A 24,185-nucleotide genomic window follows, 5' to 3' on the forward strand; every position below is an offset into this window, starting at 1 on the left:
CAGCATGGAAGAGAACGTTGCCGACCGCCACGACCCGACTCGCCGACTTCCGGCCTATTGTCCCCATTGGCCACTGCGTTTCATCTGGCCCCACTGATGCTTGCGGCGAGAAAACCATTGCCACAGACCGCGGCAGCGCCAAAGGGTGTTGAGCTGGCGATAGCCGAAATTTTCGAGAACGGCCATCAGGAATAAACGCAGCATGTCCCGGCGTCGTTGATAGACACGAAACGAGAGTGTCTCGAGCAGCAAGCCATTGACCGACAGCAAGATACCCATGCCGATCGCCACTGTCAGAAAGACGGCCAACGCCAGCGGTGATACCAGTCCAGTGACGAAACCGAACAGCATGAATGCATAACCGGCCAGTTCCACCAAGGGACCCAGCCATTCGAACAAAGCCATGAAGGGCCAGGCCAGGTGACCGGCAGCGCCCCCGCGGGGGCTGAAGGCCAGCCGAAAATGTGTCGTGAGGCTTTCAGCCAAGCCGCGCTGCCATCGGCTTCGTTGACGACCCAGCGTGCCCAGGTCTTCCGGGGCTTCGGTCCAGCAGATCGGGTCGGGCAGGTAGCGTATGCGATACGGGATACCCGCCAGGCGATGGTGACGATGCAACCTGACTACCAACTCCATGTCCTCGCCTACCGTTGCGGTACTATAGCCCCCGACCGCCATGACGCGCTCACGGTCGAACAGGCCGAAGGCCCCCGAGATGATCAGCACCGCATTCATGGGTGACCAGCCCAGGCGACCGAACAAGAAGGCACGCAGGTACTCGACGATCTGGAATCGGGCGAGCAGGCTCTCGGGTATACCCGCTTCGAGCAGGAACCCGCCACGAACTTGCGACCCATTGGCGATACGCACGGTACCGCCCGCGGCAATGGTTCGCTCGTCCTCGAGGAACGGCTGCACGACCCGCAGCAAGCTGTCTCGCTGCAGGATGGAATCGGCATCCACGGCACAGAACAGGCCATGACGGGCGGAATTGATCCCCGCATTCAAGGCATCCGCCTTGCCACCATTGGCCTTGTCGATCACTTTCAGGTTCGGGTAGCGCCGGGAAAGATAGACCCCTCGCACCTCCTGGTGGGGTACCACCAGACGCATCGGCTCCGGGTGCTCGGCCAGTTCGAATGCCTCGATCAGTACCGCCAGAGTCGCGTCCTTCGAGCCGTCATTGATAATGACGACCTCATAGTCCGGATACTGCAACTGCAGCAACGAGCGTATCGAGGTGCGGATCGTCGCTTCCTCGTTGTAGGCGGGAACCAGCAATGAGACCGGCGGTTCGATCCCCAGGTAAGGGGCCTCCTCGCCCAATTCGGCGCGCTGGCGCATATAGCGACGCAGGCTGACCATCGACAACAGGTTGAGGGCCAGGTAGCCCCCGTTGAGCAGAAGGAAGTAGCCAATGAAGCCCACCTGGGCCCACCACGCCCAGTCGATACCAGCCAACGCAGCCTGAATCGAATCCATCATTGCCCGCCCTCGATCCTGGCACGCCGGAGCGCATCCTGCCCATAACGATCCTCGATGGAGTCCAGCAAGGTATCGAGCCGGTCGGATGACATGCCTGGCAGCGCAACGAGTGTATCCGCGGCCGCTTGGCGAACCCACCAACTTTGATCGGCCAGGAGTGGCGCCAGGATCTCGTCGTCTTCTGCCAAGGATTGCTTACCAAACGCCAGGACGGCGGCATGCCTGACCTGGGGAAGCGCATGCGCCAGTGCCTCGCACAAACGAGGGCGGTCACGGGGGTCGCCCAGCTCGCCCAGGCAACGGAGCGCCGCCTCCTGTCGTCCTGGCTCCATGACTTCCTCACCATCGACATCCAGGATTCTGCGTGCCCAGGGCGCCGCCTTCGAGGGTTCCGCCCAGGCAAGGAGCTCGACGAGCCGCCGACGCTCTTGATCGTCTCCGGCTTCGAGCGATTCGAGCAGCGGGCCGGTCACCACTTCCCGACCCGCCTGGCGACATACCGCCACGAGCCGCGGCAACGCCCAATCGGTACGCTGCGCGACCTGCGGCATGATCAGCCACATGGCGCGCGAGGCATCCAGGCTAACCAAAGTCTGAACTGCAGCCATGGAAACCACGGTGTTGCGCGACGCGAGTAGCGGCACGACGGCAGCCCAATGGCCAGGGTCGGCCAGGTAGCGCAAGCAGCTCAGTGCCACCAATGTGTGGTGTACTGCCGCGCCCTCCAATAGCCGCAAGAGGGAGTCGACGAGCCCGAGATCTCCCAATAGAACATTGAGGCGTTCCCGGGCGCTTCCTTTCAGTTGCCGCTGTGTCTTGAGCCACAACAATAGAAACCACAATCGCGCCTGGCGCGACCCAAGCGTTGCGTGACTGGCGGCATCAGGCTCGCCCTCGCCCAGGCTAGCCATCGCCAGGCGCGGACGCCAGAACGCCTGGAATGCGCGGCGCCGTCGTTCGCGACGTGCGGCCAGCTCGGAAAGGATGAGTATCTGGCCCATGATGGCCAGGGTCAGGATTACCAGGCCAATCGCGCTATAAAGTGCAGCCCGCAGGATGGCATCCTCGGGCAGGCTCGCCAGAAGGGAAAAGGGGGTGCCCTCAGAAGGCATGACGGATCCCCAGTTGGATTCCACGTCGGTCGTAGAGTCTTCCCTGACTGAGATGGCCCAACTCCCAGCTCATGGCCCACTGCGGTGTCAGCCAGTGGCGGCCACGCAAACTCAAGGAATGAACGTCAGTCGTCACCACATCACCCCCGGGGACAGCCTCTTCTTCTCGCCCCAGGCTGGCCCTAAGGCCCACCGAGCTTGGCCCAGAGTAGTAGTAATCCAGCCCCAGATCGTGACCGACGGGGCGACCCGCACCTTCGACGTCACTCACGTTGAGCGTGTAGGCGGCACGCCACACACCCCAGTAGCGCTCCAGGCCCAACGCCAGCCGGTCGACATGGGACGCTTCGTACTGGGTTCGCCGCAGACTGGCGTTGCTCACGACACCGCGCGGCAGCACTCGTTGGATGGCGAGGTCGAGGTAATGCTCAGGTAGAAATGTCGGTGAGGAGGCGATTCCTATCTCGGGTTGTAACGACCAGCGCTCATCCAGGGGAAACACCGCCCCTGCCTCAATACCGGTATCCCAGGCATCGTACCGCTGCTCCCTCAGGGCCGCTGCATACCACGTCGGAGCCCCCGCACGCGAGGAAGCGTAATCGATGCGCTGGGTTTGCCAGTCGGCATACCCGCCATCGAGTCGTTCATGGCGCCACGACGCCTCGAGTTCATGCACTCGTCGGCCAGGCGTCTGTGAAGGAGCCGCGGGCATCGGCTGGGTCGGGTTGAGGGCCTCTCGCGCCTGGGTGACCACCGTCGACACCAAGGCATAATCCGGTGCCAGGGTCTCGGCTTTCTCCAGCGGCGCCAGGGCACGCTCGGGTTGCCCTGACCAAAGCAGTGCCTGTCCCCGAGCCAGAAGCGCATCGACGTCTTCAGGCTGCTCGGCCAGGAGCCGGTCGAACTGGGCCAGGGCAGCCGAGTAGTTGCCCTGCCAAGCCAGCACCTGACCATACAGCAGCCGTCCCGGACGATCCTCGGGCGACGTCTCCAAATGCCTGGCCAGCAACGTCTCGGCAACCGGAAGGTTATCGGCTTCTATGTACTCCCGGGCTCGATCCAGCGCCGGTGAGGCAAAGGCGGGTCCAGCGACGCTACCTAACATGAGCATCAGAGCTGCCAGGCGATGACGCGAGCCCCGTCGCTGACTTCGATACCCACACCACACCATTAGCGCCTCCTCATAAAACGACGGATGCGTGCCAGTAGCTCCTCCGGCTGGAAGGGCTTGGTCACATAATCATCAGCGCCCAGCTCCAGTGCGCGAACGATATCCGACTCACGTGTCTTGGCGGTCAGCATCAAAACGGGCACCTCCTGCCATGGGGCCAGGTGGCGGAGATGCTCGAGCAACTCGAGCCCATCGTGATAGGGCAACATGATATCCATCAGCACCAGCTGCGGTACCTCCGGGCTCTCGAACCGCTCGAGCGCCTGCCGACCATCGGCAGCATGCTCGACCATGAATCCTTGACGCTCGAGGAGGTAACGAATCAAGAACGCGATGTCTTCCTCATCCTCGATCATCAGGATGCGTGGCTTGCCATCCGCTTCGGGCTGATTCATGGCTGCTCCTTATGGCTCATGTGTTTCCAAACCCGCGATACAGGGGAAGCGAACATAGAAGCGGGTGCCCTGCCCTGACTCGGAGGTGAACCCTACCTCGCCATCCATTTCGGCCATCAAGGTCTGGGTGATTGCCAGGCCCAACCCTGTACCGCCCAACCGCCGACGATCCGACGAATCGACCTGGACGAAACGCTCGAAAATCCTGTGATGATAGGCCTCGGGAATGCCCGGTCCTCGATCGCTGACGCCCACTTCGAGCATGGGCTTTCCTGCCATATTCACTTCGAGGACCTCCAGGGTCACGATGCCTTCACGTGGAGAAAATTTGCAGGCATTGGACAGGAGGTTTGCCATGACCTGGGCAAGACGATCCGCGTCGACCCGCACCCAGCCATCGGCGGGATCCTCGTGCAGCTCAAGGGATACACCGAACGTGGCGGCGTAGGGATCGTTATCATGGATCGCCTGCCGCACCAGTGGCAGGAGTCGCATCGGCTGCAGGTTGAAGTCGAGACGACCGGACTCGAGCTTCTCGATGTCCAGAATGTCATTGATCAGGCGTGACAGCCGCTCGCTGTTCTTGTTGGCTATATCGATAAGCGGACGTGCCTCTCGGGGAAAGTCGCCGGCCATGCCTTGCGCGAGCATGCCCATGGCACCACGAATGGCCGTCAGTGGCGTGCGCAATTCATGGCTTACCGTCGAGATGAATTCCGCTTTCACCTTCTCGATCTCCCTTCGCTGGGTAATATCGACGGCGACAGCGAGAAGGTAGCGACTTCCATCCGAGAGTGTCAGGGGACGCTTGAGAAGTTGTAGACAGCGTATCTCACCCCGGGCCGACTCGACCTCGACTTCAGGCACGCGTAGCTCGGGCCGGCCGGCAAGCAGCTCACTATCGCCACTGAGTAGCGGTACCAACAGATGGCCGCTGCGAAGCTCCGCGGGACGCTTTCCTTCCAATTGGCCGGGTTCGAGTCCGAGGAACTCTGCAAAGGCGATATTGGTAAGCTGAAAACGCCCCTGGATGTCACGGGCGAAAATCAGGTTCTCGTCGGCATCGACCACGCTACGTAGGAAGGTGCGTTGATCCAGCAGCCGCCGCCGGGTGCGCAGTCGCTCGGTCACGTCGCGCACGATGGCCAGATGGGTGGCCTCCCCTGCCGGTACCATGCGCACCTCGAACTCGTTGCCGTGGTCGTCATGCCATACGAAGCTGTGCAGCCTATCCCGGTCATCATCGGCCGCGAGACGGGACAGGAACTCCCCTTTAAGGCCTGCGGGTACCGCAGCGGGCTTTGCGTTACGGTCGAGCCGCTCCACGCTGTCCGGGGGGTGAATCGAAAAGAGCTCATCAGGAACGGCGCGTAGCAGGGCTGCCACCCTTGCTTCGCCCTGCTGGGCCTCGCGGGCCAATTTACGGCGCAGCGCCAGATTACGGTTGACCGACCACAAGGCGGCACAGAAGATCAGGATGACCGTTGCCACACCGATACCGCCCAGCCAGCGCGATCGGACTACCTGACGCTCGAGGCGGCGGTTATCCCTTGCCAGCTCTGAGCGCTCTTTGGCTTCAAGCGCCCCGAGTTGCCCTCGGATCTGGTCCATGGTCTGGCGCCCACCCGCCGCCAGTAGGCGTAACGAGGCCGCCTCGCGCCCCTCGAGTTCACGAACGGCGACATTGGCCTCGGCGATCGATAACCGGCGTAGCATCAGAAACTCGAGGCGCGCGTACCATTCCGGCTCGATGTTGCCGCGTTGTTGCAGCAAGCGCTGCAGGGATTGACTATCCTCGGGGAGCCGCGTCAAGGCCTGATGGTAGGGCCGAAGGTAGGTCACTTCGCCAGTGATGACGTAGCCACGTTCACCGGTTTCCACGTCCTGTACGGTAGACAATACGTTCTGTACTGCCGAAATCAATTCGAGGCTGCCGGTAACGGCCTGATTGGCCTCGAGCAGAGCTTGTTGGGTGCGTGCCGCCTGCCAACCCAGGCCAATCAACATGACGAACGCCAGAATGAAGGCCAGGTTATGCCAGGTCGTGTCGGGAATACGCGGCAATACATTCTCCTTAAGGGAGTCATACTATTAACGATAATCGACCACAGCGTTATCGGCGTCCAGCGCGCCACCTTAGCCATTACCGTGCCAAGGCCGTCATGGTATCGCAACCGATTACAGGCGTATCATCAGGAAGCATGATCGCCAGGGGTGACGAATGAGGAAGTCGATACGCGGGCAAGACCGCCTCACTTTGACGCTATTGAGGCACACTGGCCGCTTTGCGTGGCGCGTTTTGAAAGCGTTCTTTCGAAACCGCGGCCTGCTGTTGGCCGGAGGGATTGGCTATAATTTCCTGCTGTCGATCGTACCGCTGTTCGCCCTGCTCTGCGTGTTGTTGACTCATGTGGTCAACGAAGCCCAATTACTCGAGATTCTCGCCATTCAGGCTCGCCACCTCGCGCCCGCCCATGCGGATGTGATACTCGATGCCGTGCGAACAGTACTCGATTCACGGGACGTTATCGGGGTCGTCGGCACCCTGGTGCTGGTCTTGTTCAGCTCGCTGGCGTTTCGAATGCTGGAAGATGCCATGGCCATCATCTTTCACCTGCCCGATGACCCCGCCAAGCGCAGTGCATGGGTCTCGGCCCTGCTCCCCTACGGTTTCATGCTGGTTTTGGGCGTGGGACTGCTCTTGCTGACGCTACTGGTATCGCTCACCAATGCCGCCAACGACTTGGCTATCGCCATTTTCGGGTATGGCCTGCCATTTGCCGGCGCATCATTGGGCCTACTCTACCTGATCGGGTTCATCGGCATGTTTGCCTTGTTCAGCGCTATCTACAAGGTCCTGCCGGTGGTACGGATATCACTGCGCCGCGCCCTGATAGGCGGGTTCGTTGCAGCGCTTCTATGGGAAGGGGTGCGCCTGTTCCTGATGTTCTATTTCTCGCATTTGTCGGTGGTGAATGCCGTCTACGGCTCGCTGGCGACACTCATCATACTGTTGCTGAGTCTGGAAATCGGAGCCGTCATCCTTCTGCTTGGCGGCCAGGTCATCGCTGAGCTCGAGCGCAATGCGAGGGCCGGCCTTCCCTGGCATGTCGACCCAAGCAGAGAGCCCGTGACCCGGGTGGAGTGACTAGAAGACGTTGACCGCTACCGCTGTGAACGTTCCACCCGCCGCGAGGAACGCAAGCAAGGCCAGCAACCCGTCGCGAGCGATCAGGGCCAACCCGAACGCGACCAGGGCCACCCCGGCACCATTGACCGAAAAGGGCACCAGCTCCATGGGGGGCATGGCAATGGCGATGACGACGCAACTGATGGCGATGACGACAATACCGACATCGCCCGTGAGCATGACCAGGCGTGGACGCAACAGGCCATCGACATAGCTTGCCGGTTTCCGCAGCCACCGAATCGTCTTGTGCATGTTGCGCTTGGATACCGAGCGCTTGAGTAGCCAGGCAGGCAACCAGAAATGCTCTCGTCGCATCAGCAACTGTACCGCGACCAGAAGCACCATGATCGCCATCAACGAGGGTACGCCTGGGATGCCACTGATGATGGGCGCCAACGTGATCAACCCTGCCACGAGCAGGAACGGACCGAACGATCGTCTCCCGACGGCACTGAGCAGATCGTCCAGCGTGACCTGATCGCAATCGGGCGCGAAGCGTTCGATGTTGTCGAGCAATTCATTCAGATTGTGAGCTTGCGGTGGTTCTTGGCCCCTCCTGGCCGTTTCGTCATTCACTGGCAGATCCTGTTGCGTGTGACTGAACATCCAACTTGGTCTTGATGAAATCACCGTGGCTGACATGCAGCAAGCCCGCCAGACGGCGAATGCGATGCTCCTCGAAGGTATCCAGCTCATTGTCGGAGAAGGCGAGCTGCCACATCATACGCACCAGTTCGACGCGCTCCTCATAGCCATAGTGCTCCTTGACCAGGCTGACGAACTGATAGTGGTCGACGGCGTCCTCGGCCTCCTGCTCGGCTAGCGCCATGAGCTCACCCACGGCCTCGTCACTCAAGCCGAACCGACGCATGAGCAGCGCCCTCAACGTCCCGAGCTCGGCATCGCTGGTGTGGTAATCGGCACGCACGATCTCGCAGAGCAAGGCCGCGGTCGCCAGTTCCAGCGTCAAGTTGCGATCTTCTGCGTTTGCGGGGTTGGCCAAGGCCCGCTGAAAGAACTGCTGTACGGCATCGAGCATCGAGAATCTCCTTTTCTATCTACTCGATTCCGACATGGCGGTCGCGTTGGGGTTCACAAAAAGGTCGCGCTTCGTTATACACCAGCCCCCTGCTGCTGTTTCTCCCGGACGCTGGCTTTCTCGATGGCGACTTCCGGGTGGTGACGGCGAATGGCCGCATCGATCTCATGCTCTTGGTTTTCCGGCACATCGACGAGCATCAGGTAGGCATCCTCCTTATCGATCGCCCGCTTGTACTTGTTGATTTTCACGTCGCGCACCGAGACACCGATCATGGTACTGGTCCAGATACCGAACAAGCCGCCAAAGATCGCCAGGCCGACGACCAGCCCCAGGAAGCTCAAGACACTATCGAAGCCAAGCACGAAGAAGGCCACGATGCCGATAACGACACCCAATGGAACGCCGAACTTGAGCCCTCTAACTGCAGCATTGGCGACATCGGAGGTGTTGATCAGCGTGGCACTGTTCACGCCACGCTGTTCGAGTCCCTTCCAGTCACGCCCCAGGACGTGCACCTCATCCTTGGTCAGGCCAAGCGCCTCAAGTTCTTGCGCGATCTTGACAGTGATATCCTGGTTTGGACTGATGAAATATAGCCGTTGCATAGACCCTCCTTGCAGCTAGCGGTGTCTTGCATCCTCTCGGCCCGATCATCGATACATGCAGGTGGGAAGAAGAGGATGACCTGTCACAAAGGTTGACGATAACCATGGATACGGCAAATCCTGACACTCCAACCCACCTGATGGCGTCGTCCTGCGCCCCTCGTTTACTCCTCGAGCTTGATGTCGCTAGTGAAATCGACCTTGAGATCGATGCCATCGACGCTCAGGGTGACTCTGGCAGGCAGGGTCTCATCGCCTTGGAGCCGGCCTTCGCTCAGCGCCTTTTCCACCGCCTGCTCGATTTCTCGCTGGGAGCCTACGCCAACGGTCTTGAGAAACTTGCGCAGGCTCATGTTGAAGGTGTCCTGATTCATCACAGCGTCCTGTTCAATGTAAGTGTCCCTACCACCGATACGCGAATTTACACCTCTTGACCAGTCCACGAGGCATGACGAGGGCAAGCTCGCGAGTGCAAATGGCGTCGGCTTAGACCTCGACTAATTATTTTTCACGAATCTGCCCCGCTTTGCTGCAGCTGGCGCTAAGCTGGCCGATAAGCAGGGTGACGAAAGTGCAGTGGGGTGAAAGATGGGCGCATTCGAGGTTTCTACGCAACACGATTTCGATCGCGCTCAACATGAGGGAGTCGTCGATTCCCAAGAGGCTGAGCCCCAGGGCACCAGACCCCGTTGGCGCAAGCGCGATCTTCTCCCCTGGATCCTGATGGCACTCGCCGCTGTCCTGAGTTCCCTATTGGTGGCAGAAGCGCGAACCTCGCGCATCCAGTCGCAGGAATTGTCCCGCTATGCGGCTACATTGACCTTCGCTTTGGGGGCAGGTGCCACCGACCAAGTCGCCTTTCCCAAGCAGGGCCCCTTCGATACGCGCCTGGGCTATACCCAATTACCGGCCTTCCAGCAGCGACTGCTTGAGCGAGGCTTTGCCGTCGACCGTCAGGCCCGCTTTTCGCCCGCATTGATGGATTACACCCAGCACGGGTTCTACCCCCCTTATCACGAGAAAACGCGGGCGGGATTGACCATCCAGGAATGCCGTGGCGAACCGCTGTATACGTTTCGCCATCCCCAGCGGCATTATCCGCATTTCGATGCGGTGCCACCCCGGATACTCCAGGCCCTGCTTTTCATCGAAAACCGTGAGTTGCTCAATGATGCCCAGCCGTATGCCAACCCGGCAGTGGATTGGCCCCGCTTTGCCATGGCCGCGGTGTCACAAGTGGGTAAGGCACTCGAACTCCAGGACCAGTCGGCCGGGGGCAGCACCTTGGCCACGCAGGTGGAAAAGTACCGTCATTCGCCGGATGGCCTTACCCGTTCCGCCAGCGACAAGCTGCGCCAGATGATCTCGGCCAGCGTACGAAGCTACCAGGACGGGCCGAACACGCTCGGGGCCCGACAGGACGTCGCTCTCGATTACCTCAACACGGTCCCGCTGTCTGCCGCGCCCGGCTATGGTGAAGTGCATGGGATCGGGGATGGCCTATGGGTCTGGTTCGGCGCGGACTTCGATGAGGTCAATCGACTGCTGGTGTCTGGCTCCAGCGACTTGCACGCCCTACCCCAGCAAGGCCTGGCGCTACGCCAGGTCGTTGCGCTGATGATTGCCCAGCGCCGCCCTTCCTATTACCTGTCGCAGGGTCGCCAGGCACTGGAGCAACTCACCGATAGTCACCTGCGGCTGTTCACTGAAGCCGGTATCGTCGATGCGGCTCTCCGGGATGCCGCCTTGGAGCAACGACTCACCTTCCGCCATTTCGCTCAAGACCCGGCCAGTGTCACTATCGAAAGCGACAAGGGAATCCAGGTGGCCCGTAGCCGATTGGCCGGCCTGCTGGGGCTTCCCTTCTATGATTTGGACCGGCTCGACCTGACGGCTACCACCACGCTGCACGGTGAACTCCAACACCAGATCAGTGCGTATCTGGACCGCCTGGCCGATCCCGCATTTGCCAAGGAAATCGGCCTGCTCGGGGACCGCCTGCTTTCGCCCGAAAAGACCCAGGACGTGCGTTACAGCTTCACTCTTTTCGAGCGTCGTCCAGATGGGCTACATGTCCGGGTACAGACGGATAATACCCAGCAGCCGTTCGATATCAATGAAGGCAGCAAACTCGAACTCGGCTCGACCGCCAAGCTACGTGTCCTTGCGACCTACCTCGAAGTGATGGCCGAATTGCACGCACGCTACGCCGACCAGCCAATCGATGTGCTGCGTCAGCACGCCGCTACACAGCCCGACGCCCTGACCCGATGGGTCATCGAGTATCTGTCAGCCTCGGAGGATCGGGATCTGGTTCGGATGCTTCAGGCCGCCATGGAGCGTCGCTACTCAGCCAGTCCCAACGAAGGGTTCTTTACGGGTGGAGGCAGGCACACCTTCAATAACTTCCGTCGCGAGGACAATGGCCGCAATCCGACCCTTAACGAGTCGCTGCGCGAGTCGATCAACCTGCCTTTCGTTCGTGTCATGCGTGATCTGGTGCGCTATACCACGCATGCCAACGATAACGGGGCACAGCTTCTCGAAGACGACAATGACCCTCGCCGGGTGGCGTACCTGCAGCGTTTCGCCGAACGCGAAGGCCGCGTGTTCCTGATGCGTTTCTGGAACAAGTATCGCGACCAGGATAGCGATCAGCGGCTCGAAACGTTCCTTGAGGGGATCCAACCCATCGATTCACGCCTGGCCACGGTTCATCGCTATCTGTTCCCCAACGCCACGCGTTCGGAATTCGCCGGCTTCCTCGCCCAACGGCTCCCTAACCTGGCGCTCAGCGACAAGCGCATCGATGAGCTGTATTCGCATTATGCCCCCGAAGCGTTTCCGTTGACCGACCAGGGTTACATCGCGCGAGTCCATCCGCTGGAATTGTGGCTGGTGGGATACATGCTCAATCACCCTGAAGCGCGCTTTCAGGAAGCCGCAGAGGCCAGCCAGGGCGAGCGCCAGGAGGTGTATGGCTGGCTATTCAAGACGCGGCACCGTAATGCCCGCGACGTACGTATTCGCACCATGCTCGAAGTCGAGGCGTTTCTGGATATTCATCAGCGTTGGGCACGGCTTGGCTATCCATTCGACCATCTCGTTCCCTCGCTGGCCACCGCCCTGGGAAGCTCGGGGGACCGACCGGCCGCCTTGGCAGAACTCATGGGTATCATCCTCAATGAGGGCATTCGACTGCCGACCCAGCGCATCGACATGCTGCACTTTGCCGAAGGGACGCCCTACGAGACGCGAATGAGGCGCTCGGACCAACCCGGCAAGCGAGTCATGGCGCCGGAAGTCGCCCGGGTACTGCGCGAAGCGCTATCGCATGTCGTCGAAGGGGGAACCGCGCGGCGACTCCAAGGCAGCTTCACTCTTGCCGATGGCACGCCCCTGGTTCTGGGTGGGAAAACCGGCACGGGAGACAACCGTATCGAGAGCGTCTCACGGTCCGGCCAGGTGATCGATTCCCAGGCACGCAATCGAACCGCTACATTCGTCTTTTACCTGGGGGATCACCATTTCGGGACATTGACCGCTTACGTCATCGGTAGCCAATCGGGGAGTTTCCGGTTCACTTCGGCACTGCCGGTTCAGGTGCTCAAGGGCATGGAGCCGATATTGCGGCCCCATCTCGATCTCCTGGGACCTACGGCGTGTGGCACACCGACGCCCGGCCTACAACTCAGTGCCGGGTAGCCGCAGTACGTAACGGAAGCTATAATAATAATTAATTGTTTTATAAAGTTTAGTTAATGAAATATTTACTCAAGCTCTTTCCCGAAATCACCATCAAGTCACGATCGGTGCGCAAGGAAATGATCCGCTGCCTGCGTGCCAACGTGCGCAATACGCTACTCAGAGTCGATGCTGGCGTACGTGTCACGGGACAATGGGACGCGCTGGAGGTCAGGCCCAGCGCCCATCTACCACTGGAAGCCCAGGAAGAGCTCGCCGAACTCATGACCCGTATCCCCGGGCTCCATGAAATCCTGAGTATCGAAGAGCGCCACTTCGAATCATTCGCCCAGGCGGCCGATGAGGTCGTTCCCCTATGGGCACCGTTGATCTCGAACCGGCGCTTCTGTGTCCGGGTGAAGCGCAGCGGAAGCCACGCGTTTCGTTCCTCCGACCTTGAACGCTACCTGGGAACGGTGCTGCAGGGTGCCGTGCCCAGCGCACGTGTCGACTTGAAGCATCCCGACGTCAAGGTCGGCATCGAGCTTAGAGACGACCGTTTGATCCTGGTCACGCAACGTCGCCCGGGACTGGGAGGCTACCCCCTAGGCACACAGGGCACGGCACTGGCGCTGATATCGGGAGGATTCGATTCCCCGGTTGCTGCCTACCGGTTTATACGGCGCGGCCTCAAGACCCACTTTCTATTCTTTAACTTGGGTGGCCCCGCCCATGAAGCCGGGGTTCGCGAAGTGACCCACCATCTGTGGCAACGTTACGGTTCGTCCCATCGCGTCGACTTCATCTCGGTGCCTTTCGAAGCTGTCGTGCGCGAGATTCTTACCAACGTGCCAGATAGCCACATGGGCGTGGTACTCAAGCGCATGATGCTTAGAGTGGCGGACCGGATCGCTTCCCAGGCCAGAATCCCAGCCTTGGTGACTGGCGACGCTATCGCCCAAGTCTCGAGCCAGAGCCTGACCAACCTGGCTCTGATCGATGCGGTGATTGAGCGCCCCGTGCTGCGCCCCCTCGTTGCCAGCGACAAGCAGGACATCATCACCGAAGCCCGCCAGATCGGAACGGCCGAATTTGCAGAAAGAATGCCCGAATATTGCGGGGTCATATCGAAACGCCCCAATACCCGTGCGCGGCGTGACCAGATCGAAGCTGCAGAAGCCGGTTTCGATTTCAGCGTGCTCGAACAAGCCCTGGCGCAGACCGAACGCACCCGAGTCGACGCCTTAGCCACCCCCTCGGCGCCTTTTGCCGAGATTCGCGAGGTCCATTCGGCCGATGCCCTGGCGCAGCAAGGCAACTGCAGTGTGATCGACATCCGATCGCCCGACGAGCGCGAACGCTCCCCCCTGAGCGTGCCCGCGCAGGTCGAGCTGCTGGAGATCCCCTTCTACGCCTTGTCAGACGAGATCAGCAACCTCTCTCAGGGCAGGCATTATCTCCTGTATTGTGATCAAGGCGTCATGAGCAAGATGCAGGCGCTGCGCCTGGCAGATGAAGGCTACCCCCATATCGGCGTGTATCGCGGCAGCGCCAGCGCATCGATGCAGCCTATCGACTAGGCTGTGTTTCCAAGCGTCGTCCTTGTACTGCATCGTTTATGGAATCGCGCCCTACTCCATGCCTTCGAGCCCCGACCATCACTACGTCCCGCGCCCAAGCTTGCTTGAACGCTGGGCCTCACGTTTTCTCCAGCGCTACAATGACCTGGATCGTTTTTCTTCACGTGAGCGCAGCGCGAAGGAGCGGATCGCACTGCGTCGAGTCCACAAGCAGGCCATCATCTACGCTGGCCTTGCCGGAATCGTCTCGGGCGGCCTGATAGGCGGTGGCGAAGTGTATATGCGTCAGGGCCTTCTTGATGGCATGCAGGACATGAGCCTGTGGGAGCAAGCGCCTTACTGGCTTGTATTCTCGGTCGTGGCCGGTCTCATCAGCCTGGTTGAGATCCTGTTTCTCTATTGGAATGCGTTGCGTGCCATCGGCACCATCAGTCGACTCGCCGGCGTTCCCTTGCAACCCAGCGGTCATGCCCGAGTCGTCAATCGCAGCCTGGCACGCGCTGCCCTGGAATTCCCCAGTCCACGCCAGCACATCTATGGAATCGACCCATTCGCCTATGTCAGCACCTGGAAGCTCTCTCTTCAGGCAGTGCTATATCGCATGAAAGTAGGCGTCAGCAGCTTTCTGCTACGCGTGGTGCTGCGCCGCGTGCTCGGCCGAGCCGCCCTGCGTGGCTTGGTACCGCTGATCACCGGCCCGCTGTATGCCGTCTGGAATGGTGTCATTACACGGAAAATGCTGAAGGAAGCCCATGAGGCCGCCTTGGGGCCCTTTGCAATCCATACCCTGGTCGAGCAACTCGAGTCTGCCCGTGAAACGCTGGGAAAACGGTCGCAAGAAATCGTCCTACAAGGCGTGGGCGAGATAGTCATGCAAAATGCACAAGCTCACCCCAATCATGTTCTCCTGCTCTACCACCTACTCGAGGCATTCGGCCGTGATGACGATGAGATCCAGGCCGAATGGACTCAACATACCGCTCGCTTGGGTACCCTGGGCGGCGCAGAAAAGAGCCTCGTCCTGCATGTCCTCGACATGGCCTGTGTCATGGCCGGCCCATTGAACCGTCGCAAACGCACCTTTCTGAAGCAAGTGCATGCTATGTGTGACGCGCAGTATGACGTAACGCGGCTAAAGGCCATGCGCAGCAAAATGCTTGCAGGGCAGCGGATCGAGGTCGGCGAAGGCTGGGGGTAGGACTGCTACGTACCTAAAATGACGAAAAATCTGTCAGACTGGGCGGACAGCGCGAACCAAACGGAGTTGAATCATGAGTGAAGTGGATCACCCCTGGGCCCGTCCCATGCCGGAGCAGCAATTCGAACTGATGAAGCGCATCCTCGACGCGCCCAGCCCCGTGGGACTCGAAGGCGCCATGACCTACGGTGTGCTCAAGCCCCATTTCGAATCGTTCGCACCCGATGGCTGGCATACCCACCAGTTCAAGGGCCATGCGGGCATCGTCCTGGACAGCCATCCTGGGCGAGACGATCTCTTCAAGGTGATGCTCATCGGGCATGCCGACAAGATTCGCATGCAGGTACGCAGCATTGGAGAAGATGGCAAGATCTGGATCAATACCGATTCGTTCCTGCCCACGGTATTGATCGGTCATGAAGTAAAGCTGTTCAGTGAGGATCCCGAAGCGCCAGGACAGTACCGCATCATCCAGGGCGGTACGGTGGAAGCGCTCGGGGCCATTCACTTCTCCGACCCCGCCGTGCGCACCGGTGACAAGGGCATCAAGAAGGAACAGATCTACTTGGATCTGCAGATACATGGCGAGAACAAGAAGCAGCAGGTGCTGAATCTGGGCGTCCGGCCGGGCGACACCATACTGCTGGATCGCCCGATTCGTCCTGGGTTCAGTCCCAATACGTTCTACGGCGCCTACCTCGACAATGGCCTGGGCTGCTTCGTGACTGCCGAAGTGGCGCGCCTGATTGCCGAGGCCGGCGGCACCCAGAATGTGCGTCTGCTCTTTGCCATAGCCAGCTATGAGGAGATCGGTCGCTTCGGGAGTCGTGTGCTGGCCGGCGAGCTGAAGCCGGACGCGCTCATCGGGGTGGATGTCAATCACGATTACGTGGCTGCGCCCGGTATTGGCGATCGCCGCATGCAGCCGTTGGAGATGGGCAAGGGCTTTACGCTATCTGTCGGGGCGATCGCCAGCGAGCAGTTGAATCGCCTGTTCGAGAGCACGGCCAAGGAGCATGGCATCCCCATGCAGCGCGATATCGTCGGCGCGGACACCGGGACGGACGGCATGGCTGGCGTATTGGCTGCCGTGGATTGCGCAGCGACGTCGATCGGTTTCCCGATCCGGAACATGCACACCATTTCCGAAACCGGAAATACGCAGGACCTGCTTGCCGCGATCCATGGGCTGACCCGCACGTTGCAGGCGCTCGATGCCCTGCCGGACCCGCACCGCGAATTCCGTGACAATCATCCACGTCTCGATCGTGCAGCGACCCTGGCTCATCAGGGAGCAGGCAAACCCGACGAAAGTAAGGCGGAAGAAAAAAGGTCCGGCAAGGCGGAATGATACGGAACCGATTCTCGCAGGCTCGGCCCGGCACTACATGGTGCCGGGCAATCTTGTCCTCGTCCCCATTGTCGCAATAATTAAACCGAGGTATTGCGCACCCGACCAGGCCCCGGCGCGGTGACACCCTCCAGACTGGATTCCTCACTCGCAAGATCCTGATCGATCACGCTAAACGAGCCATCGGTTTCCATTACTACCGCCTCGACCTGGGTCATGTCGGTCTTGCCCTCCGAACGCATCGCCGCACGTATCTCATCCTCGGTGACCCGGGCATGCCGGAGCGAGGAAGTGAGGTATTCGCCGCGATAGAACAACAGTGCAGGTTCTCCCGTGACCACCTGGCGCACCCAACGGTGGCGCACGCTCAACCAGGTCACCAGATATTGCATGCCGATCAGCAGGGCAAACGCCAGACTGCCCTGGGCTAGCGTCACGTCCTTGCTGAGAATGACCGTGGCCAGCGTCGAGCCCAGGGCCACGGTCACCACGAGGTCAAACGCATTCATCTTGGAGAGCGTTCTACGCCCCGAAATACGTAATAGAAATACCAGGCTGACATACCCTGTCACCCCTAGTACCAGCGTGCGAAATAGCGCCGTCCAGGTATCGAAAATTATCGGTTCCATCGCCTACCCCACTTCGGTCCATGAAAGATCACCGTCTATAGCCTAGACGACTCTAGAACAACCCCAACTGCTGATCGATCAAAGCAGTAAAATCGTCCCCGACGAAGGGCAGGATAGCGTCTGCCACGGGCTGCAACTGGCGAGTCACGTAGTGCTCGTAGTCGATTGCCGAGCGACGGGCTTCCAGAGGCTCGGGCCCTGCCAGAGACATGACATAACTGATCCAGCCACCGTTCTGATACTGCCGCGGCCTGCCGTGGAGGGTGTTGTACTCGTCGGCCAACCGAGCCGCACGCACATGGGGCGGTACGTTGCGTGTGTAGTGATCGAGCCGCCGTCGCAAGCGTTTGCGATAGATCAAGCGATCGTCGAACTCGCCGTTCAGGGTGCGCTGCACATAATCGCGGACATAGTCCCGATGCGGTTCACCGCAGAAAATGCGCCGATAGAGCTCCTGCTGGAATACCTTGGCCAAGGGCGACCAATCGGCACGTACTGTTTCCAGCCCTTTGAAGATAAGGCGTTCGCTGCCATCCTCGCCGCGCACCAGACCGGCATATCGCTTCTTGCTGCCCTCCTCCGCACCACGAATCGTAGGCATCAGAAAGCGACTGAAGTGAGTCTCGAACTGGAGCTCGAGGGCACTGGTCAGCGCAAGGTCGTGTAGAAGCGTCTGTTGCCACCACCGATTGACGTGGCTGACCAATCTTTCCCCGATGGCAGCGGCTTCCTGTGTAGAATGTGTGCGCCCAAGCCAGACGAATGTAGAATCGGTGTCACCGTAGATAACGGTATAACCCTCGGCTTCGATCAATTCCCTGGTCTGGCGCATGATCTGGTGGCCACGCAGCGTGATGGACGAGGCGAGCCTTGGGTCGAAGAAGCGGCAACCGCGAGACCCTAGCACACCATAGAACGCATTCATGATGATCTTCAGCGCTTGGGACAGGGGCGCGTTTCCCGCCTGTTTGGCCGCTTCACGCCCCGCCCAGACCCGCTCGATCATGCCGGGCAAGGCATGCTGCGTGCGGGAGAAGCGTGCCCCGATGAATCCGGGCACAGCCGGCTCCTGTGGGTCGGACAGGCCTGTCACCAGCCCTACCGGGTCGATCAGAAAAGTGCGAATGATCGAGGGGTAAAGACTCTTGTAATCGAGAACCAGCACGGAATCGTAGAGGCCCGGGCGAGAATCCATGACGAAGCCTCCCGGGCTGTCGGCACCCGGTCGCTCCCCCAAATTGGGCGCCACATGACCCAGTCGATGCATTCGCGGCAGATAGAGGTGAGAAAACGCAGCTACCGATCCCCCGCTGCGATCGGCAGGTAACCCCGTCACCGTGGCCCGCTCGAGCAAGAACTCGATCAGTTGGGTCTTGGCGACAATCCGAGTGACCAGCTCACAATCCTTGAGGTTATAGCGTGCCAAAGCGGGCTTATCCTCGGCGAACATGCGGTTGATCTCGTCCATCCGCTGGTAGGGATTGTCGATGGCCTTGCCTTCCCCCAGCACTTCCTGCGCCACACTTTCCAGGCTGAAGGAGGCAAAGAGCCAGGTCGCCTGACGTAACCCTTCGATGCCATCGACGATGAGCCGGCCGGCTGCCGACGCGAAGAAGTGATTCGCATGAGCATGGGCCCGCCACTCCATGGGCTCACCGCCCCGCCCGAGGCGCAGCGGCACACCAAGCTGTTCGGCATGTTTCTGCAGGATTCGTAGGTCGAACTGGACCAGGTTCCAACCGATGATGGCATCTGGATCATGGTGGGCCATCCACTCATTCAGGGATTCGAGAAGCTCAGCACGGTGGGTGCAGTAGACCAGGCTGAAACTCAGGCTCGCGTCACTTGCATCGCCGCCTTGCCCATCAGGGGCCGGACCCAACATTAAGACCTGACGGCTGCCACATCCTTCGATCGCGATCGAATAGAGATCGCCCCGCTCACTGGTTTCTATATCCAGTGAGGCCAGTCTCAAGGTGGGCCGATAATGATCGATCGGCTTGAGCTGAGCCTCGACCACGCTGCCATCGGCGGCGACCCGCCCGGTTATGGACACCGGCGCCGTAATGAAACGCTCCATGAGGTAGCGGTCTGGCGGACGAACGTCCGCCTCATAGACATCGATGCCTGCGTTGCGCAGGCGTTTTTCCAATGCCAGTAGATGACGATAGTGCTTGCAGTAAAGCCCAACCACCGGACGATGGTCGAAATCACGCAGCGCCAGGTCGCGTAACTCGACGCCAGTCTCGCCCAGTAGCAAGGCGTCTGCGTGTATCCGCTGCTCCTGGGGTATAAACGCTACCGACGGTTGAGCTGGCAACCGCACATGGCATGGGCCGCTATCGGTCGCCAACCAGAAGGAGACTTCAGTACCCGACGGCGTATCCCGCCAGTGACGGGTGAGGACGAAACCCTGCTGCACTGCCTGGCTCTCGGCTTGTCGAAAGAGAGAGCATGGTATCGGCTATGCGCAGGGTTGTCGCCGGCCTGATTCACTCGGCATCCAGGACAGCCTGGCAGGCAGGTGGCAGCTTGCGGCTCGGGCTGGGATAGACCGGGGGGCGGGGTGTATTGGGGATCGACTGACAACCCTCTCCCGCCGGCGGGGCGGGCTGATCGACACACTCCGTTTGACCGGGCGGACAGCGGAGGCGCACATGAAGATGTTCGTCATGGGAATGCCAGGGGCGTACCCGACGCAACCACGACCGGTCGTCCCATTCGCGACTGCAAAGATCGCGCTTTACCGCACCGTCGACGAAGATACGCGCCACACGGGGGTCGTCTGCGGCGTGACGAATCAATTCGGCGTGCTGTTCGGTCCAGCGCTCATCGACCCGCTGGGTAGCCGGGTCGACAAGGATGGGCTGCTCCAGGCCTTCTCTGTCTTGATGCTCGAGCTGGGGCAGATCGAGGCGGAACCAGATATCGACATCAAGCCCGCTCTGATGGCTAACGTGCCCCGTGGGCATTGGCCCACCGCGAGGCTGTGCCATGTCTCCCACGAGGATCGGACCGAAGCCTGCCTCATCGACACGCTGCCCGAGCTGTTCGATGTAATCGACCAGGGAAGGATGACCATAATGGCGATGACGCTGCAGGTCGACCGCCTGGTACCCCACACCATCGGCGGGCAGTTGCTCGGCGCCGACCAGGCAGGCGCCTCCATGATGTCCGATGATCCGCGGCTCGCCGTCCAAGGGTCCCGGCACTGCCGCCCAGTTTTCCTGGCCGAATGCACTGGAATGGCCCAGGCCCATCAACAGCGTCGCGTTCAGGAGCCCGACAATGGCGTGTCTTGCCATGCACGGTAAGGGGGTGAAAAGCATGTCCTCTTCCTTGAAGTCGTTCTTAATCAATACTGAAGTATCGGTGCGCCGCGTCATTGACGCGTCTGTTGCGACAGCCATTCCAGGCCAGGCCGGTAGAGCATATCGTGGCCACCTTCAAACAATACCAGCTCGGCCGGCCCCGACTGAAGGAGCAGCACCACCTCGGCACCGGCTTCCTCAAAATGATGAAAATCGCGATCCTGATGGGTGGAACGCTCGCTCAAGGCATCGGGAACTTGCCGGGTCTCCATGAGCTGATCGATATGCTCCTGAGCGATCCGGTCCTCTTCGCTTGCTAGATCGTTGAATGCATTCAACGCCTGCTCGGGGGGCACTGTCTCATCCTCGATACCATGGGCAATGAGAACACGCATCTGGCCTGCCACGTCGGGTACGTGAGCGCTGGGGCTACGCTTCACGCACTCTTCATGGCCTGGATTGCCTTCGCCGGGCTCTCCCCCACATCCTTCGACAATCTCACCGGCGTACTTTTCGCCACGCGCTTCATTCCATTGATACCAGGTAGGCAGATGGTAAACGGGCACCCAGGCAGAGACACCGGCGAACACTTCCGGCTGTCGGCTCGCCAGATGCAGCGCATTCATGGCACCCCCCGAATACCCCAGCACGTAGATGCGGTTTTCGTCGATGGCTGCATTCTCGAGCGCATAGTCGAGGGCATCCTGCATGTCGGAAATGGCGAGTTCCGAGGCCATCGCCTCCGGTCGCCCATCGTTCTGGCCACGAAAATTGGGATGCAGGAAAACCCAGTCATTGGCGACCGCAAACTGAGCGAGAGGGATATCGATGCTCTGCAGGTAGTCGCTGCTCCAGCTATGCAATACGAGCAATAGCGGCTTTTCTTGCTCAGATTCCGAATCGTAATAAAGCGCTTTTTGATCGCTGTCATCGGCAGAGGCCGGGATTTCGATGTGCTGAATATCGGTCACGTTCCGCTGCCAACTCTCGAGATCCTCATCGACGGTTGGGAAGTCGTTGACGCGTAAATGTGGGCTTGGATGTTCGACACCGGCAGCCTCGCTATCGCCAGTACCTAACGCAGGATTTTCAGCGTCGGCCGCCCAGGCCGCCCCGGACACAAAGGCCGAGCCGATCAAGGCGAGGCTTATCGCAACGTTGGTGAAGGACGACCGCGCTTGACGTAACTCTTCCATGTCTGCGTCTCCTGGCATTGTGCTTGTGTCTTGCTCAGTCTAGTTGCCAAGCGAGGGGTTGCCAGTAGAGGAGCGCCGGATCGCGGGTGCACCGATGCCTTAACACGGCTACAATCTGGGGTCTGATTTTCTTGGGAATTCCAGAGCCGACATGTCGAATAGCGAAAGCGCCCAGCGCAAGATCCTGGTTACCAGTGCCCTGCCCTACGCCAACGGCTCGATTCACCTGGGCCATCTGCTCGAGTACATCCAGACCGACATCTGGGTACGCTTTCAGAAGAGCCGCGGCAACCAGTGCCATTATGTGTGTGCCGATGACGCCCATGGCACCGCCATCATGCTGCGTGCCGAGATGGAAGGGATCACTTCGGAACAGTTGATCGAGCGCGTTTCGCAGGAGCACCAGGCGGATTTCGCCCGCTTCGGCGTCGCTTTCGACAATTATCATTCGACGCACTCCAGCGAGAACCGCGTGCATAGCGAGCGGATCTACACCGCGCTTCGCGATGCCGGGCATATTGCCACGCGCGACATCGAGCAGATGTACGATCCGATCAAGGGCCTGTTCCTGGCCGATCGCTTTATCAAGGGCACCTGCCCCAAGTGCAAGACGGCCGATCAATACGGCGACAACTGCGAGGCGTGTGGCGCGACCTATACCCCGGCCGACCTGATCGATCCGGTGTCGGCCATCAGCGGTGCCACGCCCGAAGTGAGAAGTTCAACGCACTATTTCTTCAAGCTGCCCGACTTCGAGGAATTCCTCGCACGCTGGACGCGTGAAGGTCACGTCCAACACCAGATCGCCAACAAGTTGCAGGAATGGTTCGAAGCGGGGCTCAACGAATGGGACATCTCACGGGATGCGCCCTACTTCGGGTTCGAGATTCCCGATGCGCCCGGCAAGTATTTCTATGTCTGGCTCGACGCCCCTATCGGCTACCTGGCCAGTTTCCAGAATCTCTGCGACCGCGAGGGCATCGATTTCGACAGCTACTGGCGGAAGGACTCCGATGCCGAGGTGTACCACTTCATCGGCAAGGATATCGTTTACTTCCACGCGCTGTTCTGGCCGGCCATGCTGGAGGGCGCAGGCATGCGCACCCCGACCGCCATCAACTGCCATGGCTTCGTGACCGTCAACGGCGCCAAGATGTCCAAGTCGCGGGGCACCTTCATCAAGGCCGAAACCTACGCCGAGTACTTGAATCCCGAGTACCTGCGCTATTACTTCGCCGCCAAGCTGACCGCCGGTGTCGACGACCTCGACCTGAACCTCGATGACTTTGCCTTCCGCGTCAATGCCGACCTGGTGGGCAAGGTCGTCAACATCGCCAGCCGCTGCGCCGGGTTCGTCAAGAAACTCGGTGAAGGCAAGCTATCGACTCACTGCGCTGAGCCGGAGCTGGTCGCGCGCTTCATTGCCGCTGGCGACGCCATTGCCGAAGACTTCGAGAACCGCGAATTCGGCCGTGCAATGCGCAAGATCATGGAACTGGCCGACGAAGCCAATACATACATTGCCGACAAGGAGCCCTGGGTCCTGGCAAAGCAGGCTGGGCGGGAACAGGAGGTGCTGGACATATGCTCTGTGGGCATCAATCTTTTCCGCCAACTGATGGTCTACCTGGCGCCGGTGGTTCCCCAGATGGCCAGCGACGCACAGGCCTTCCTGCAGCTTCAAAGCCTCGATTGGCATACCCGCCACGACGTGCTGCTCGGTCACGAGATCGCCAAGTTCAAGCCGTTGATGACGCGTGTCGAACGTGACCGGATCGATGCCATGATCGAGGCGTCAAAGGAGGACCTCGCCGAGGAAAAGAAGATGAAGGATGCTGCCAAGGGCCCGCTGGCCGACAATCCCATCGCACCTGAAATCGGTTTCGACGAGTTCGCCAAGGTGGACTTGCGCATCGCCCGTATCGCCAAGGCCGAGTATGTCGAAGGGGCCGACAAGCTGCTCAAGCTGACATTGGATCTCGGCGGCGAAACGCGCACGGTATTTTCCGGGATTCGTTCGGCCTATGCTCCCGAAGCCCTGGAAGGCCATCTTACAGTCATGGTCGCCAACCTGGCACCGCGCAAGATGCGGTTTGGTATGTCGGAAGGCATGGTATTGGCTGCAGGGAGCGATGAAGGTATCTACCTGCTCGAGCCACACTCGGGCGCCGAACCGGGCCAGCGAGTCACCTGATCCCCGGTGCCTTAGGCAAGAGGCGCGCAGCCACGCTGCGCGCCT

At 60.2% G+C, this 24,185-nt stretch carries 19 protein-coding genes; 6 read left to right on the forward strand and 13 right to left on the reverse strand.

The features are described 5' to 3' along the window. Positions 1-54: 54 nt before the first annotated feature. Genes JH15_RS01710 through JH15_RS01730 form a run of 5 tightly spaced genes read right to left on the reverse strand, consistent with a single transcriptional unit; the run spans position 55 to position 6,224 of the window. Positions 55-1,482, reverse strand: a complete 1,428-nt coding sequence (locus tag JH15_RS01710; protein ID WP_231566351.1) for a glycosyltransferase family 2 protein — start codon at positions 1,480-1,482, stop codon at positions 55-57. Further along, positions 1,479-2,594 (reverse strand): HEAT repeat domain-containing protein, encoded by a 1,116-nt coding sequence (locus tag JH15_RS01715; RefSeq protein ID WP_197053262.1) that lies wholly within the window; start codon positions 2,592-2,594, stop codon positions 1,479-1,481. Before JH15_RS01715 ends, JH15_RS01710 begins: the two co-directional genes overlap by 4 nt. Beyond that, the gene (locus JH15_RS01720) at positions 2,584-3,705 is read right to left on the reverse strand and encodes a YaiO family outer membrane beta-barrel protein (protein ID WP_197053263.1); all 1,122 of its coding nucleotides are present in this window, start codon (positions 3,703-3,705) and stop codon (positions 2,584-2,586) included. The genes JH15_RS01715 and JH15_RS01720 overlap by 11 nt, the downstream gene beginning before the upstream one ends. Before the next feature lie 59 nt (positions 3,706-3,764). Beyond that, a complete protein-coding gene (locus JH15_RS01725) occupies positions 3,765-4,160 on the reverse strand; it encodes a response regulator transcription factor (RefSeq protein WP_043526389.1) in 396 nt (131 codons plus the stop codon). A gap of 9 nt (positions 4,161-4,169) precedes the next feature. Continuing rightward, positions 4,170-6,224 (reverse strand): sensor histidine kinase, encoded by a 2,055-nt coding sequence (locus tag JH15_RS01730; protein WP_043526391.1) that lies wholly within the window; start codon positions 6,222-6,224, stop codon positions 4,170-4,172. 157 nt (positions 6,225-6,381) lie between these two features. On the opposite strand from JH15_RS01730, the gene JH15_RS01735 reads away from it, so the two are divergent. Continuing rightward, on the forward strand, positions 6,382-7,308 hold the full coding sequence (locus JH15_RS01735; RefSeq protein WP_052383848.1) for a YihY/virulence factor BrkB family protein: 927 nt from the start codon (positions 6,382-6,384) through the stop codon (positions 7,306-7,308). On the opposite strand, the gene JH15_RS01740 is transcribed toward JH15_RS01735, so the two are convergent. From JH15_RS01740 to JH15_RS01755, 4 genes are all read right to left on the reverse strand, one after another. Beyond that, entirely contained in the window at positions 7,309-7,926 is a 618-nt protein-coding gene (locus tag JH15_RS01740; RefSeq protein WP_231566352.1) for an exopolysaccharide biosynthesis protein, read from the reverse strand. It abuts the gene before it with no gap. Continuing rightward, positions 7,919-8,389, reverse strand: a complete 471-nt coding sequence (locus tag JH15_RS01745) for a tellurite resistance TerB family protein (protein ID WP_043526393.1) — start codon at positions 8,387-8,389, stop codon at positions 7,919-7,921. Before JH15_RS01745 ends, JH15_RS01740 begins: the two co-directional genes overlap by 8 nt. 74 nt (positions 8,390-8,463) lie before the next feature. Next, a complete protein-coding gene (locus tag JH15_RS01750; RefSeq protein ID WP_043526395.1) occupies positions 8,464-8,997 on the reverse strand; it encodes a magnesium transporter in 534 nt (177 codons plus the stop codon). Positions 8,998-9,161: 164 nt separating this feature from the next. Continuing rightward, positions 9,162-9,371, reverse strand: a complete 210-nt coding sequence (locus JH15_RS01755; RefSeq protein WP_043526397.1) for a DUF6494 family protein — start codon at positions 9,369-9,371, stop codon at positions 9,162-9,164. Positions 9,372-9,585: 214 nt separating this feature from the next. Here JH15_RS01755 and JH15_RS01760 point away from each other — a divergent pair, with 214 nt between their 5' ends. From JH15_RS01760 to JH15_RS01775, 4 genes are all read left to right on the forward strand, one after another. Continuing rightward, a complete protein-coding gene (locus tag JH15_RS01760) occupies positions 9,586-12,702 on the forward strand; it encodes a transglycosylase domain-containing protein (protein WP_081948826.1) in 3,117 nt (1,038 codons plus the stop codon). A gap of 56 nt (positions 12,703-12,758) precedes the next feature. Further along, positions 12,759-14,261, forward strand: a complete 1,503-nt coding sequence (gene thiI / locus JH15_RS01765; RefSeq protein ID WP_043526399.1) for a tRNA uracil 4-sulfurtransferase ThiI — start codon at positions 12,759-12,761, stop codon at positions 14,259-14,261. Between the two features lie 58 nt (positions 14,262-14,319). Then, entirely contained in the window at positions 14,320-15,459 is a 1,140-nt protein-coding gene (locus JH15_RS01770) for an LBF_2804 family protein (protein WP_043526401.1), read from the forward strand. Between the two features lie 73 nt (positions 15,460-15,532). After that, the gene (locus JH15_RS01775) at positions 15,533-16,810 is read left to right on the forward strand and encodes a M20/M25/M40 family metallo-hydrolase (RefSeq protein WP_043526403.1); all 1,278 of its coding nucleotides are present in this window, start codon (positions 15,533-15,535) and stop codon (positions 16,808-16,810) included. Positions 16,811-16,890: 80 nt separating this feature from the next. On the opposite strand, the gene JH15_RS01780 is transcribed toward JH15_RS01775, so the two are convergent. From JH15_RS01780 to JH15_RS01795, 4 genes are all read right to left on the reverse strand, one after another. After that, positions 16,891-17,439, reverse strand: a complete 549-nt coding sequence (locus JH15_RS01780; protein ID WP_043526404.1) for a DUF421 domain-containing protein — start codon at positions 17,437-17,439, stop codon at positions 16,891-16,893. A gap of 52 nt (positions 17,440-17,491) precedes the next feature. Further along, positions 17,492-19,861 (reverse strand): DNA polymerase II, encoded by a 2,370-nt coding sequence (locus JH15_RS01785; RefSeq protein ID WP_043526406.1) that lies wholly within the window; start codon positions 19,859-19,861, stop codon positions 17,492-17,494. 70 nt (positions 19,862-19,931) lie between these two features. Continuing rightward, positions 19,932-20,768 (reverse strand): penicillin-insensitive murein endopeptidase, encoded by an 837-nt coding sequence (mepA, locus tag JH15_RS01790; RefSeq protein WP_081948933.1) that lies wholly within the window; start codon positions 20,766-20,768, stop codon positions 19,932-19,934. Between the two features lie 53 nt (positions 20,769-20,821). Next, positions 20,822-21,946 carry an alpha/beta hydrolase family protein gene (locus tag JH15_RS01795; RefSeq protein ID WP_231566353.1) on the reverse strand — a complete coding sequence of 375 codons (1,125 nt, stop codon included), beginning with the start codon at positions 21,944-21,946 and terminating at the stop codon, positions 20,822-20,824. Between the two features lie 151 nt (positions 21,947-22,097). Here JH15_RS01795 and metG point away from each other — a divergent pair, with 151 nt between their 5' ends. Then, entirely contained in the window at positions 22,098-24,140 is a 2,043-nt protein-coding gene (gene metG / locus JH15_RS01800; RefSeq protein WP_043526408.1) for a methionine--tRNA ligase, read from the forward strand. Positions 24,141-24,185: the final 45 nt, after the last annotated feature.

Origin of the sequence: Litchfieldella xinjiangensis, assembly GCF_000759345.1 — a bacterium.
Taxonomy (GTDB): Bacteria; Pseudomonadota; Gammaproteobacteria; order Pseudomonadales; family Halomonadaceae; genus Litchfieldella_A; species Litchfieldella_A xinjiangensis.